A 12,778-nucleotide genomic window follows, 5' to 3' on the forward strand; every position below is an offset into this window, starting at 1 on the left:
CTGACCCGGAGCCTGCTTCTGCTACTGAGCAAGTTTAGCGATGAACTTGACCGCCTGGAAGCCCAATACGGGATAGTAATGACCAAAGACCAGTACCGGCGAAGGGCCACGGCCAAAAAGATCTATGGCCAGCAACACGCATACTTTTACAGGGGCATAAAACCCAAGGCCCGCATTGTGAGCCTGGACAAAGACTATATCCGGCCCATTGTACGGGGCAAGGAAACCAAAGCGGTAGAGTTCGGGGCCAAGGTCAACAAGTTCCAGATCGACGGCATTGGTTTTATCGAGCACCTGAGCTTCGAGGCCTTCCATGAGGGCAATCGCTTCCAGGATACGGTATTTAAGGCCCAACGCCTGACCAAGGTCAAGACCCGATTGGCCGGGGCCGATGCCATCTATGCCACCAACAAGAACAGGAAGTTCACCACCCGCTATAACATCCACACCGACTTCAAGCGCAAGGGAAGGGCCGGCAAACACGAGAAACACCGCAGGCAACTGGCAAATGCCATCACCAAGGAAAGGGCCAGCAGATTGGAGGGCAGCTTTGGCAAGGAGAAAGAACACTACCACCTGAAAAAGATCAAGGCCCGTACCAAGGCGACAGAGATCCTCTGGATCTTCTTTGGCATCCATACTGCCAATGCCCTGGAGATCGGCAGGCGCATGGCCAGGGAAGCACTGCAAAAGGCGGCCTAAGGGATGTAAGGCGGCAAGATGCCCCAGGGGATCCTATGCCCCATTGTCAACAAAATCCTTGAAAACGGACGCATCTTCGTTCAAAAGCATCAAAAACACAACATATAAATGAAAAATGCCACTAAAACCAATATGGTTCAGTGGCATTTAGTTTAATGTTCATGAAAAAGCAGGCTTACTCCTGAATGTCTCAAATTGAACCTTGAACATGAGCTTGTCGAAAGTCAATATGCCATTCCTTATTGAATCATCATCACAAATTCCAATAACTGAATAACCTAAGAACAAAGCATCAATTCCGTTCTTCAATATACATTTGTCGAACCTTTTTAAAGAGCTCCGAGGAGTAGACAAAATCAGTTACGGCTTCATTGTCGGTTTTAAAGATTTCCCTGTTTGTGCCTTCCCATTCTTTATGCCCGTTTTTTAAGAAGATTATTTTTTCCCCGATTTCCATCACGGAGTTCATATCATGGGTGTTGATTACTGTGGTAATGTCGTATTCCTGAGTAATCTCATGGATAAGGTTATCAATCAAAATAGCTGTTTTGGGATCAAGCCCAGAGTTGGGTTCGTCGCAGAACAAATATTTGGGATTCATTACAATGGCCCGTGCGATGGCCACCCTTTTTTGCATTCCCCCAGAAATTTCCGCAGGTAACCTTTTGTGGGCATCTACCAAATTAACGCGTTTCAGAACAAAGTCTACCCTGTCCTGTTTTTCGGACAGCGATTGATTGGTGAACATATCCAAGGGGAACATCACATTGCCCTCCACGGTCATGGAATCAAAAAGAGCGCTTCCTTGGAACACCATGCCCATTTCCTGTCGTAGGTTTCTTCGTTCCTTTGCCGAAAGGTCGGAATAGTATTGTCCGTTGTAGCATATATTGCCCTGGTCGGGTTCAAACAAACCCAGTAGGCATTTGAGGAATACTGTTTTTCCCGAACCACTCTGTCCAATGATAAGGTTGGTCTTGCCTTTGTCAAAACATGTGGAAATTCCTTTTAGAACGTGATTGTCCCCAAATGACTTATGTATGTTCTCTACTTCGATCATTAGCCCAATAACAATTGTGTTAAAATGTAATTCACAATAATAATAACAACGCTCGTCCAAACAAAGGATGTGGTACTGGCCTTTCCTACATCCAAAGCACCCCCGGTCATGTAAAAACCATGGAAAGAGGGAACAGTGGCGATCACAAAGGCAAAAACCACTGATTTTATAAGTGCATAGGTTACATGGTACGAATCAAAATCCATTTGTAGTCCCTGAATAAAATCACCACTTGGGGCAAAGCCTCCAAATACAGCTGCCACCCATCCGCCCAAAATACCAACAAACATGGAGATTGCAACTGCAAAGGGATACAGCATGGTAGCCACAATCTTAGGGAAAACCAGATAGTTCAAAGAGTTTATCCCCATTACTTCAAGGGCATCGATTTGTTCGGTGACCCTCATGGTGCCTATGCTGGATGTTATGTACGAGCCTACTTTTCCCGCCATAATAATAGAGGTAAAGGTTGGAGCAAACTCCAATATAACGGATTGCCTTGCGGCAAATCCAATAAGACTTTTCGGTAAAAGAGGATTGGTTAGGTTTAGTGCGGTTTGTATGGTAACAACTCCACCTATAAAAAATGAGATGAATATAATGATGCCCATGGCGCCATAGATAAGCTCATCAATTTCCTTGAAGATCAAGGTTTTCATAATGCGCCACTTGGTAGGTTTTTTAAATACTTCCCAAATCATGATGAAGTATTTCCCGATCGCTTCTAGGTATTTCATGCGTTTTTTTGGACTTGAGTTGATAAAAATAAGAATATTGTGCAGCATTTAACCTTCATTTAAATTTTTAAACGACAGAAATCAATAGTTTTGCTGTTATTTGATTAAATCCATACCATGAAAAAGACCAACCTTATAGTTTCCATCTTAGCATTGTGCATCATCAGTATTTCATACGGACAACGAAGAAAAAAGAACGATGCAGAAATACAGCCAGAACCCATTGCTCAAACTCCAAAATTGGTCGTGGGCATTGTAGTGGACCAAATGCGGTACGATTACCTTACCCGTTTTTGGAACCAATATGGAGAAGGAGGATTTAAAAGATTGGTAAACGAGGGCTTTAATTGTAAAAACAATCATTTTAACTATGCCCCAACAAGTACAGGGCCCGGTCATGCATCGGTTTATACCGGTACAACACCTTCCATGCACGGTATTATTGGCAATGATTGGTTCGATAAGGAATCTGGACAAGACGTGTATTGTGCAGGGGATGATAGTTACACATCCGTAGGAACGATCTCCGATGCAGGGCAAATGTCCCCCCACAGGATGCTTACAACCACCATTACCGATCAGTTGCGCTTACACACTCAAAAAAGAGGAAAGGTAATAGGCGTGGCACTAAAAGACAGAGGGGCAGTGTTACCTGTGGGTCACACAGCCAATGCAGCCTATTGGTTTGAAGGAGGGGCAACGGGAAACTGGATTACCAGTTCCTACTACATGGAAACCTTACCCCAATGGGTGACCGATTTCAACAATTCAAACGCGGTTGAAGCCTATAAAAAACCTTGGAACACCTTAAAACCCATTGAAACTTATGCGGAAAGCGGATTGGATGCCAATAATTATGAAGGTTTGCAAAAAGGGGAGACAAGTAACACCTTCCCGCACGATATACCTAGCTTGTGGGATACCAACGGTCAGTTTGGCCTGTTGCGAGCTACTCCTTACGGAAACAGCATCACGACAGATTTTGCGTTGGCTGCTTTGGAAGGCGAGGATTTAGGGGGCGACACCATCACGGATTTCTTGGCCATAAGTTTTTCCAGTACCGATTATGTGGGACATTTTTATGGAGTTAATTCCAAAGAGGTAGAAGATACCTACTTAAGGCTGGATCAAGATTTGGCCCGTATTTTTTCAACTTTGGACGAAAAAGTGGGTGAGGGGGCGTACACCGTTTTCCTGACTGCGGACCATGCTGCCATTAATGTGCCTTCTTATTTGATGGATTCCAAGATTCCAGCAGGTTATTTGGATATGAAGGGTGTGCAAACAAAGTTTGCCGAATTTCTTCAGTATAAATATGGGACAACGGATGTGGTACGAGATCTTTCCAATTACCAATTGTTTTTGGACCATAAGATTTTGGCCAATTTAGATATAGACCTTGATGATGCCCAAGAGGATATCGCTAAAGAATTGTTGTCTTACGAAGGAATAGCTCAAGTGTACACGGCCCATCAAATGTGGGAAAACGAGTATTTGGAAGGCATACCTTACATATTGCAGAACGGTTATAATCAAAAGCGTTCGGGCGATGTGCTTATTGTGCCAAATGTGGGGTACATTTCGTACAGCAGAACAGGTTCCACCCATGGATCAGCCCAAATATATGACACTCATGTGCCTTTATTGTTTTACGGAAAAGGTATTAAGCAGGGTAGTACCGTAAATCGCACCGAAATACCTGATATTGCCCCGACCCTTGCGGCTTTGTTGGGAATTGCATTCCCAAGTGGAACTACGGGACATCCGATTGGGGAGGTGTTGGATTAAGTTTATGATTTTGCAGATTAAGTAAACGGGCCATTATAGTTTATGGGGAAACCCAATTTCATCCAAATCAGATTTTAATTTTTCGAAATCCTGGCGTTCAAGGTTTAGCTTTTGGAACAAATTCTTTTGTGATTGCTTCCCCATTGATAACCTTTTCTATGGTTTTCAGGTCCAAATCTCTTTGAATACCGTGATTCAGAGTATTTTTAACCGTAACAGGGTTCCCATCAAAATCGCGGAGGAAAAAATCTGAACCATTTTCCAGTTCGGAAACATCTTCGTCAAGTTCAACTTTGGAACATGTAATACGCCCTTTTTGCCACTTGGTATCTGTTTTGGTCTACCAAGCGCAAAATGATGTTCGGTCAATCACGGGTTCTTCCATCAATTTTTCAATCTCTACGGACAAATCATCCACATTATAGAAAATATCCCACACGGGTTTAGGTTCAAATTTTTTAAACATCCACCATTTATGTTTTTTTCTTTCGAGTTCTTCCTCTTTCCTAAGGATTTCTTTATGGGCGTCTTCAAAACGGTCGATAAGGTCACAATCGTAATAGAAGCCAACAATGCAGGTTCCCTGTTCACCAAAAACGATCCCCATGTGCATATTGAATTCTAGGAAGAAAGAAAAATTCTCCCCCTTGGGGTTGTCGTGATTTTTTTCGTATCTGCTATTTCCTATCATTTGGTTGAGTATAAGAATAGCTTCCAAAGCCGTATAAGCTTTGCATATTCTTTTTAAGTCAACTGGGTTGGGGATAGAAGGATAAATACGCTATAGTATTGTTTGGTTTATAAATGGATTTACTTTATGCAAATTCTTTTGCGCCAACAAAATACTAGTTTCACCTATCGCAAAGCCTTGTTGATTGACGAAGGCCCGTTTTCAATTGATGGATGAAGGTGTACAGGTGGTTTTTATGAAAATTTAGACCAAATGCCCTTCCAGCGATAGCTCCTGATGAATTTTCCCTCTTGTTTGGAAACATACCTAGGTTGTTTTTGGAAGAATGCTTTGAGGTACCCAAAAACTGCTTGGAAGTACAAACCTGGGTTTTTGGTCTGCCAAGCCATTTTTAAAGTGGCTATTTTGGTGAGAACAATCCCGTAACGCATTTTATACATGGCCACGCCTTTGGTTTGATGATTTTTGGAACTGTAACCATGTCCGGTAGGGCGGAGGTGTTTTACCTTTAGTTCGGGTAGGGTTAAGGTGTCAAAGTCGTGGTATTTTGCCAAAAGGGTATCCACGGTGTCCCAGCCTACATCAGGGCGTAATCTGCCAATTTTGTTGAAACAGGCTTTGTGATATAATTTTATGGGGCCTCGAATATGGTTTTTGTCCGCAATGTTTTCATACACCCAATCACCCGCTTTTTTGATGTATAAAAGCCCTGAACACATGCCCAGTTTCCAATTGGCCTGAAATTGATTGACTATAAGCTCAAAGTAGTTGTTTGGCAGGATGATATCGGCATCAAACTTTCCGATGAAGTCGTATTCCAAGGTGTGTTCCAAACCAAAATTAAAGGTGTCAATTACTTTTTTTCCGGGAACATGCTTATCAGTTGAGTTGCGTTGCAAAACTTTGATCCAGTTGTATTTTTGCGTATAGCTTTGGGCAATTTTAAAAGTATCGTCCGAAGAATTGTCGTCCACCACAATAATTTCATTGGGCAAATAGGTTTGAGCCACAAAAGAATCCAGGCAATCTTTTAAAAAAGCAGCCTCATTGTGCGCGGGAATAACGATACTGATTCGCATTTGCTAAAATTCCAAAAATATGGTCACTTATCCCAAAGAAGTTTGGTCTAGTTTTAGATGTCTGATGTCTGATGTCCGAAGCACGATGGACGAAGTCTTGTGTCTTGATTCTTTGCTCTTCTTTCTTTTCTCTTTGTTTTTGCACTTGATGCTTGAACATGTACTTTATTTACCTTTTGGCCCTTTACCCTTTATCTTTCTATCGCACACGTTCAGCATAAACAATGTAATATCGGTTTGTGAAATACCGGAGTATGGGCCGCACCCCAATTTTTTTGGTCGGGTTCGTCCATTTGGCGGAGTCTTTTATGGTCCAACCCGCTTTATCCAAAAGCCAATCAAATTGCCAATCTTCAAATTCGTGATAATGACGGTCCCAAGGGTCGGTCTTGCTTCGGTATGCCGGTGAAAACCATAATCGCATGGGAATGCTCGCTACCAATTTTTCGGCTTTTATCGCTTTCAAAACATTAAAGGGGGCCACCAAATGCTCAAATATTTCAAAAGCGGTCACCACATCAGCATCGGATTGTGAAACGTTTTGAAAATCTACATCCAAATCTTCACCCGAGGTGTTTTCTACATTATATCCATTGGATTTCATTAATTCAGCAAAGGGATTCTCTACTCCAAGATCCAAAATAGATTCAGAAATATCGATGTGCTTTTGCAGAAACGCCAAGGTGTGCTTGTAGCGTTTGTTGGGAAAGTTGTTTTCGTACATGCGCTAAAATTCCAAAAAACAAATCATATATCCCAAATTAGTTTTTATGTTATTGGGTTTGATACTTGAGTTTGAACTTGATACTGGAACTTGTTTTCCAAACATTTCAACATCTGTAAACAATAGCGTTGATGTTCATTCCTGCACCAACACTCGCAAATATAACAACATCTCCTTTTTTCACTTCATGTTCGGGCAGTTTGCCTTTAAGTACCATATCGTAAAGGGTAGGGACGGTGGCCACGGAACTATTGCCCAAATCCTGAATGCTCATGGGCATTACATTTTCGGGAACCGTTTTCCCATAGATTTTATAAAATCTTTTGATGATGGCCTGATCCATTTTTTCATTGGCTTGATGAATGAAGACTTTTTTGACATCATCTATGCTCACCCCACTATCGTCTAAACAAGAAGCCATCGCATTGGGTACGTTGATACAGGCAAACTCATATATTTTACGTCCTTGCATTTTTATGTACCGGGTATCCTTGCACGCTTCGGAGCTGTTGGATTTATCAAAATATAGATAATAGGCCTCTTCGTTGGCGTATGTTGCCGAGGCATGGGACAATATTTCACCGTTTGACGAATTGGCCTCTAAAATGGCAGCTCCGGCGCCATCGGAGAAGATCATACTATCACGGTCGTGTTGATCCACTACTCTGGAAAGGGTTTCCCCGCCGATTACCAAACATTTTTTGGCCATACCACTTTTGATGAATGCGGTAGCCTGAATCATACCCTCAATCCATCCCGGGCAACCAAAAATAAGATCGTAGGCCACACATTTTGGATTTGTGATACGCAACAAATGCTTCACACGGGTTGCTAGACTGGGTAAAGTGTCCCCTTGGATTTTTCCAGGAGTGAGGTCACCAAAATTGTGGGCAAATATGATGTAATCAAGTTCTTCTTTATCAATCCCAGCATTGCCAATGGCTTCTTCTGCCGCCAAAAAACCGATGTCCGAAGTTTTTAAATCGGGTTTGGCATACCTTCGGTTGGCGATGCCTGTTATGGCCTTAAACTTTTCAATGATTACATTGTTCTGTTGTTCAAATGGAGATCCATCGGTCTCCATAAACTTATGATGCAAAAAATCTTCGTTTTTGGTTACAATGGATGGAATATAGCTTCCGGTACCTGTAATGCCAATTTTCATCTTATCTGGAGGTTTTAATCATAACAAGTTAAGATATATAGTCAACAATGCTATGCATGCATAATAAATAGTACAATGTTCAAAAGATACCTTATATATTGCAGGATATGAAAAAAGCCTTGGTCTTATTTTGGAACCAAGGCTTTTTTCTAATGTTTATAATGGTTTTCAGGCTTCTATGTAATCTTCTATAGGCGCACAAGTGCACATCAAATTACGATCCCCAAATGCTTCATCAGTTCTTCTAATGCTGGGCCAAAACTTATTTTCGGCCACATAAGGCAATGGAAAGGCGGCTTTTTCCCTACTGTACGGATGGCCCCAGGCATCACTTGTTAACATACCCAAGGTATGCGGAGCATTTTTCAAAACATTATCCGTTTCGTCGGCAGAAGCTTCATCAATCTCTGTTCTGATGGATAGCAAGGCATCACAAAAACGGTCCAACTCTGCACGACTTTCACTTTCGGTGGGCTCTATCATCATTGTGCCAGCAACGGGAAAAGAAACGGTTGGTGCATGGAATCCGTAATCAATAAGACGTTTGGCAATATCGGTCACTTCAATTCCATTGGCTTTAAAAGGTCTGCAGTCAATGATCATTTCGTGGGCCGCACGTCCACGCTCGCCGGTATAAAGTACATCAAACTTATCTTTTAAGCGACCTTTAATGTAATTGGCATTAAGGATTGCCGCTTCGGTGGCTTTGGTAAGTCCTCCAGTCCCTAACATTTTAATGTATCCGTAAGAAATCAAGCAAACCAACGAACTTCCCCATGGTGCAGCGGAAATAGCGGTTATTGCGTTTTCACCCCCCGTTTCAATAACAGGGTTTGTTGGCAAGAATGGTTTTAAATGCTCGGCAACACAAATGGGCCCTACTCCAGGGCCACCACCACCATGAGGGATGGCAAAGGTCTTGTGTAGATTCAGGTGACAAACATCGGCTCCGATCGTTGCAGGATTGGTCAATCCTACTTGGGCATTCATGTTGGCACCATCCATATACACCTGCCCACCGTTATTGTGGATAAGTTTTGTGATTTGTTTTATGGATGATTCAAATACACCGTGGGTGGAAGGGTAGGTGACCATCAATGCAGCAAGGTTCTCTGCATGTTTCTCTGCCTTTTCCTCCAAATCAACAATGTCGATATTACCTTTTTCATCGGTTTTGGTCACTACCACTTTCATGCCGGCCATTACTGCCGAAGCAGGGTTGGTTCCGTGTGCCGAAGCAGGAATTAGACAAATGTTCCGGTGCCCTTCTCCCTGTGATTCGTGATAGGCACGGATGACCATCAAACCAGCGTATTCCCCCTGGGCACCCGAGTTGGGCTGAAGGGAAGTGGCCGAAAACCCGGTAATTATATTTAATTGTTCTTCAAGCGATTTTAGCACCTCTTGGTAGCCTAGCGCTTGGTTTACGGGTACAAAAGGGTGTATGTTGCCCCATTCTGGCCAGCTTAAAGGCAGCATTTCCGAAGCAGCGTTCAGCTTCATAGTGCAACTTCCCAAAGAGATCATGGAGTGGTTCAATGCCAAATCCTTCCGTTCCAATTTTTTGATATATCGCATCAACTCCGTTTCAGAATGGTAGGAGTTGAATACTTCGTGCTCCATAAACGGAGCTTGCCTTTGCAAATGGGCAGGAATGATCTCTTCCAATTCAATGTTTGCCGAGGTTTTTTCCTTTAGTTCTTGAGATTCCAAGAAACAAGATACCAATACATTTACATCCGTATCGGAAACAGCTTCGTTCAAAGAAACGGAAACCGTTGCATCATCAATATAATAAAGGTTGATGCTTTTGCTCTCTGCTATTTCCCTAAGTCGCTCTGTGTTTTTAACTTTTACTTGAATGGTATCAAAATAAGCGGTGTTCAATTGCTCAAACCCATAATTTTCCAAGGTATTGGCCAATTTTTTGGTTTGATGATGAACTTTTCCGGCAATATATTTTAAGCCTTCCGGACCGTGATAAACCGCATACATTCCGGCCATAACTGCCAAAAGTACTTGTGCGGTACAGATATTGGAAGTTGCTTTATCCCTTTTTATGTGTTGTTCCCTAGTTTGAAGTGCCATTCGTAGGGCTGGGTTGCCATCGGTATCTTTAGTGATTCCGATAATTCTTCCGGGAATATTTCTTTTATAAGCTTCTTTGGTGGCAAAAAAAGCGGCATGTGGGCCGCCATAACCTAATGGAATCCCAAAACGTTGGGTGGTTCCCACTACGGCATCCACGCCCCATTCACCAGGAGGGGTAAGCATTACCAAACTCAAAATATCGGCTGCAACCGCCACCTTTATTTCGTTTGCCTTGGCTTTTTTCACAAAGGAGGCATAATCGTTTACTTGACCATGTTTCCCCGGGTATTGCAGCAAGGTACCATAGTATTCATCTGAAAAATCAAAACCTTCATGATTTCCTACAACCAATTCTATGCCTAAGGGTATGGCTCGTGTTTCCAGTAAGCTCAAGGTTTGTGGCAGTATTTCTTCAGAAACGAAAAACTTTACGGCACCGTCCTTTTTTTGTTGTCGACTGCGAAGCTCGAACAACATGCTCATGGCTTCAGCGGCAGCGGTACTTTCATCCAAAAGCGAAGCATTGGCGATTTCCATGCCAGTAAGGTCGGCAACCATCGTCTGGAAATTCAAAAGTGCTTCTAACCTACCTTGGGCAATCTCGGCTTGGTAGGGTGTGTAGGCCGTGTACCATCCGGGATTTTCCAGAATATTCCTTTTGATGACCGATGGTGTCAGGGTCTCGTGGTACCCTAAGCCGATATAGGTTTTAAAAACCTTGTTTTTCTTGGCCAGTTCGTTTAGGTGGCTCAGGAACTCGTGTTCGCTGATACCCTTCGGAAGATCCAATGGTTTCTTTAATTTGATGTCATCGGGAATGGTCTCGTAAATGAGCTGTTCCATGCTTTCCACCCCAATGGTTTTGAGCATGTGGGGCAAGTCTCTTTCTGTGATGCCAATGTGTCTGGCGGCAAAAACCTCTGTGTTCATGTTCAATCCAATAAAGTGCACAAAATTAGGGATTAATTCGATGAAAATGGTCAATTTTGAAAGACTCTGAACCAAAGTTGTTAACTACAAGTTAACCTTTGGTAAAAGACATTGGATTTTAACTCATGCGAACCCTAAAAGCTATTTTTGATTTTTACTTGGATGCTAGCATCCATGTGGCTGTTGCTGTTATTTCCATGGCTGGTGTTACCTTTCACCTTTTGGGGAGTTCGTCGGGTCTCAATCTTTTGGGCTTTATTTTTTTTAGTGTGATTGTTTGCTACAATTTCATCAAATATGGGGTAGAGGCCTACAAATATTTGATTGTGTCCAATGCCTATCATAAAATCATTCAGGTTTTTAGCTTTATTTCTTTTGTGTTCGCTATCTATTTTTTGATCCAATTGGATAAGGAAATTTGGGTGGCGACCATAGTTTTGGGCGTGTTATCCGCTTTATATGCAGTTCCGTTATTGCCGCGGGCCAAAAACCTAAGGAATTTGGCGGGACTTAAAATTTATATTGTGGCCTTTGTTTGGGCAGGCTTTACGGTTTTGTTGCCTGTTTTGGATGCGAAAATGACCTTGGACTGGGACTTTGTGGTAACCTTTATTCAAAGAATGTTCTTGGTTTTGGTCTTGATACTGCCGTTTGAAATTAGGGATATGCAATGGGATCATAGAAGTCTCCGAACTTTGCCGCAGGTCTTGGGCACTAAAAACACAAAGCGATTGGGAATGGGATTGACCCTAACTTTTTTTCTGTTGACTTTTTTGAAGGATGAGGTACATCAACTGGAGGTTGTATTGGGTTTAGTATTGTCTGTTTTGCTTATCCTTGTACTTGTATCGGACAAACAGATAAAATCCAAATACTTTGTAATGTTTTGGGTAGAGGCCATCCCCATTTTTTGGTTCTGTTTATTTTGGGCAACAGAAAATTACTTTTAGCGTTTTTCTTCGAGTTCTTTTTTCATTTGCTTTTTTTCGTCTTCCGATAGCATGGTAAGTCCGGCTCGGTCGCATAGCGAGGTCAGTTTTCCGTTCTTTTTGGAGTATCCTCTGCAAACTTTACAGTATAAAAGGTGTAAGCGCAGTTTTATGATATCCCATAAGGTCGCTTCCTTATACTGGGATTTATCACAGATGCATGATGCTTCTTTACATGAAATCTTCATACCTAAAACCAATTTTCATTTAAACAACCCATGAGCGCCGTTCGTGCCCTATGGACCATCACCCAAAGGTTGGACGGGTTTATATCAAGTTCATTACAAACATCTTCAGTGCTCATTCCTTGAATGGTCTTTAATTTAAAGACCAATGCCTGTTTTTGGGGCAATTTTGAAATGCAGTCCTGAATGGCAGCGCCCAACTCCTCATTTTCAAGTTTATTGCCGCCATCACGGCTGTAAGGGTCGGCCACATGCTGCTCTAGCCAATCCCCTTCCCCATCTGAATCGGAGCTATAGTTGATACGCACCTCTGCTTTCCCTTTTTTTGAATTTATTTTTCGGTAATGGTCAATGACCTTTCTTTTTAAAATGGACACCAGCCAAGTGCGTTCGGCGGCATCACCTTTATAGTTTTTGGCCGAGTTGAGGCCCGCAAAAAAGGTTTCCTGTACCAAATCCTTTGCAATTTCAGCATCGCTTACACGAGAAACTGCATAGTTGAACAGGTAATCGGCATATTGATTTACCCAATTGTCCGGTTGAAGTTTGTGCTTGGCCATATTCTTATCGAATTACCAAATGTAATGGTTTTTGGGTATATATTTAATATGGTCTAAAAATGGATTGGACGCATAAA

Annotated in this window: 12 protein-coding genes; 3 read left to right on the plus strand and 9 right to left on the minus strand. The window is 42.3% G+C overall.

Annotated elements, in window-relative coordinates; translation table 11 throughout:
• Positions 1-702: transposase family protein (locus AC13CC_RS03155; protein ID WP_482878238.1), on the plus strand; the 702-nt coding region annotated here is incomplete at its 5' end.
• 292 nt (positions 703-994) lie between these two features.
• On the opposite strand, the gene AC13CC_RS03160 is transcribed toward AC13CC_RS03155, so the two are convergent.
• Positions 995-1,762 carry an ABC transporter ATP-binding protein gene (locus AC13CC_RS03160; RefSeq protein ID WP_326279132.1) on the minus strand — a complete coding sequence of 256 codons (768 nt, stop codon included), beginning with the start codon at positions 1,760-1,762 and terminating at the stop codon, positions 995-997.
• The gene (locus tag AC13CC_RS03165; RefSeq protein WP_163626185.1) at positions 1,762-2,499 is read right to left on the minus strand and encodes an MlaE family ABC transporter permease; all 738 of its coding nucleotides are present in this window, start codon (positions 2,497-2,499) and stop codon (positions 1,762-1,764) included. The genes AC13CC_RS03160 and AC13CC_RS03165 overlap by 1 nt, the downstream gene beginning before the upstream one ends.
• A 117-nt stretch (positions 2,500-2,616) precedes the next feature.
• Here AC13CC_RS03165 and pafA point away from each other — a divergent pair, with 117 nt between their 5' ends.
• Complete coding sequence (gene pafA, locus AC13CC_RS03170) at positions 2,617-4,287, plus strand: alkaline phosphatase PafA (protein ID WP_482876163.1); 1,671 nt, start codon at positions 2,617-2,619, stop codon at positions 4,285-4,287.
• A gap of 340 nt (positions 4,288-4,627) precedes the next feature.
• On the opposite strand, the gene AC13CC_RS03175 is transcribed toward pafA, so the two are convergent.
• The 5 genes from AC13CC_RS03175 to gcvP all read right to left on the minus strand — a co-directional run bounded on the left by AC13CC_RS03175 (position 4,628) and on the right by gcvP (position 10,967).
• Complete coding sequence (locus AC13CC_RS03175) at positions 4,628-4,978, minus strand: hypothetical protein (RefSeq protein WP_482876165.1); 351 nt, start codon at positions 4,976-4,978, stop codon at positions 4,628-4,630.
• A 233-nt stretch (positions 4,979-5,211) separates the two neighbouring features.
• The gene (locus tag AC13CC_RS03180) at positions 5,212-6,057 is read right to left on the minus strand and encodes a glycosyltransferase family 2 protein (RefSeq protein ID WP_482876166.1); all 846 of its coding nucleotides are present in this window, start codon (positions 6,055-6,057) and stop codon (positions 5,212-5,214) included.
• A gap of 199 nt (positions 6,058-6,256) precedes the next feature.
• A complete protein-coding gene (locus AC13CC_RS03185) occupies positions 6,257-6,781 on the minus strand; it encodes a class I SAM-dependent methyltransferase (RefSeq protein WP_482876167.1) in 525 nt (174 codons plus the stop codon).
• A gap of 106 nt (positions 6,782-6,887) precedes the next feature.
• Positions 6,888-7,946 carry a 3-oxoacyl-ACP synthase III family protein gene (locus tag AC13CC_RS03190; RefSeq protein ID WP_482876168.1) on the minus strand — a complete coding sequence of 353 codons (1,059 nt, stop codon included), beginning with the start codon at positions 7,944-7,946 and terminating at the stop codon, positions 6,888-6,890.
• 168 nt (positions 7,947-8,114) lie between these two features.
• The gene (gcvP, locus tag AC13CC_RS03195; protein ID WP_326279167.1) at positions 8,115-10,967 is read right to left on the minus strand and encodes an aminomethyl-transferring glycine dehydrogenase; all 2,853 of its coding nucleotides are present in this window, start codon (positions 10,965-10,967) and stop codon (positions 8,115-8,117) included.
• A 125-nt stretch (positions 10,968-11,092) separates the two neighbouring features.
• Between gcvP and AC13CC_RS03200 the strand changes: the two genes are divergently transcribed.
• Entirely contained in the window at positions 11,093-11,917 is an 825-nt protein-coding gene (locus AC13CC_RS03200; protein ID WP_482876169.1) for a UbiA prenyltransferase family protein, read from the plus strand.
• On the opposite strand, the gene AC13CC_RS03205 is transcribed toward AC13CC_RS03200, so the two are convergent.
• Together AC13CC_RS03205 and AC13CC_RS03210 are read right to left on the minus strand one after the other, a co-directional pair.
• Positions 11,914-12,144 carry a hypothetical protein gene (locus tag AC13CC_RS03205; RefSeq protein WP_326279125.1) on the minus strand — a complete coding sequence of 77 codons (231 nt, stop codon included), beginning with the start codon at positions 12,142-12,144 and terminating at the stop codon, positions 11,914-11,916. The two genes, AC13CC_RS03200 and AC13CC_RS03205, sit on opposite strands and share 4 nt — an antisense overlap.
• A 2-nt stretch (positions 12,145-12,146) precedes the next feature.
• The gene (locus AC13CC_RS03210; RefSeq protein WP_326279124.1) at positions 12,147-12,701 is read right to left on the minus strand and encodes a sigma-70 family RNA polymerase sigma factor; all 555 of its coding nucleotides are present in this window, start codon (positions 12,699-12,701) and stop codon (positions 12,147-12,149) included.
• Between the last annotated feature and the right edge of the window lie 77 nt (positions 12,702-12,778).

The sequence above is a fragment of the Flagellimonas sp. L-11 genome (assembly GCF_056857735.1).

Excerpts from the sequence above, each read along its gene's own strand:
- AC13CC_RS03160 (WP_326279132.1), bottom strand. The coding sequence starts at position 1,762 with ATGATCGAAGTAGAGAACATACATAAGTCATTTGGGGACAATCACGTT.
- AC13CC_RS03165 (WP_163626185.1), bottom strand. The coding sequence starts at position 2,499 with ATGAAATACCTAGAAGCGATCGGGAAATACTTCATCATGATTTGGGAA.
- pafA (WP_482876163.1), top strand. The coding sequence starts at position 2,617 with ATGAAAAAGACCAACCTTATAGTTTCCATCTTAGCATTGTGCATCATC.
- AC13CC_RS03175 (WP_482876165.1), bottom strand. The coding sequence starts at position 4,978 with ATGATAGGAAATAGCAGATACGAAAAAAATCACGACAACCCCAAGGGG.
- AC13CC_RS03180 (WP_482876166.1), bottom strand. The coding sequence starts at position 6,057 with ATGCGAATCAGTATCGTTATTCCCGCGCACAATGAGGCTGCTTTTTTA.
- AC13CC_RS03185 (WP_482876167.1), bottom strand. The coding sequence starts at position 6,781 with ATGTACGAAAACAACTTTCCCAACAAACGCTACAAGCACACCTTGGCG.
- AC13CC_RS03190 (WP_482876168.1), bottom strand. The coding sequence starts at position 7,946 with ATGAAAATTGGCATTACAGGTACCGGAAGCTATATTCCATCCATTGTA.
- gcvP (WP_326279167.1), bottom strand. The coding sequence starts at position 10,967 with ATGAACACAGAGGTTTTTGCCGCCAGACACATTGGCATCACAGAAAGA.
- AC13CC_RS03200 (WP_482876169.1), top strand. The coding sequence starts at position 11,093 with ATGCGAACCCTAAAAGCTATTTTTGATTTTTACTTGGATGCTAGCATC.
- AC13CC_RS03205 (WP_326279125.1), bottom strand. The coding sequence starts at position 12,144 with ATGAAGATTTCATGTAAAGAAGCATCATGCATCTGTGATAAATCCCAG.
- AC13CC_RS03210 (WP_326279124.1), bottom strand. The coding sequence starts at position 12,701 with ATGGCCAAGCACAAACTTCAACCGGACAATTGGGTAAATCAATATGCC.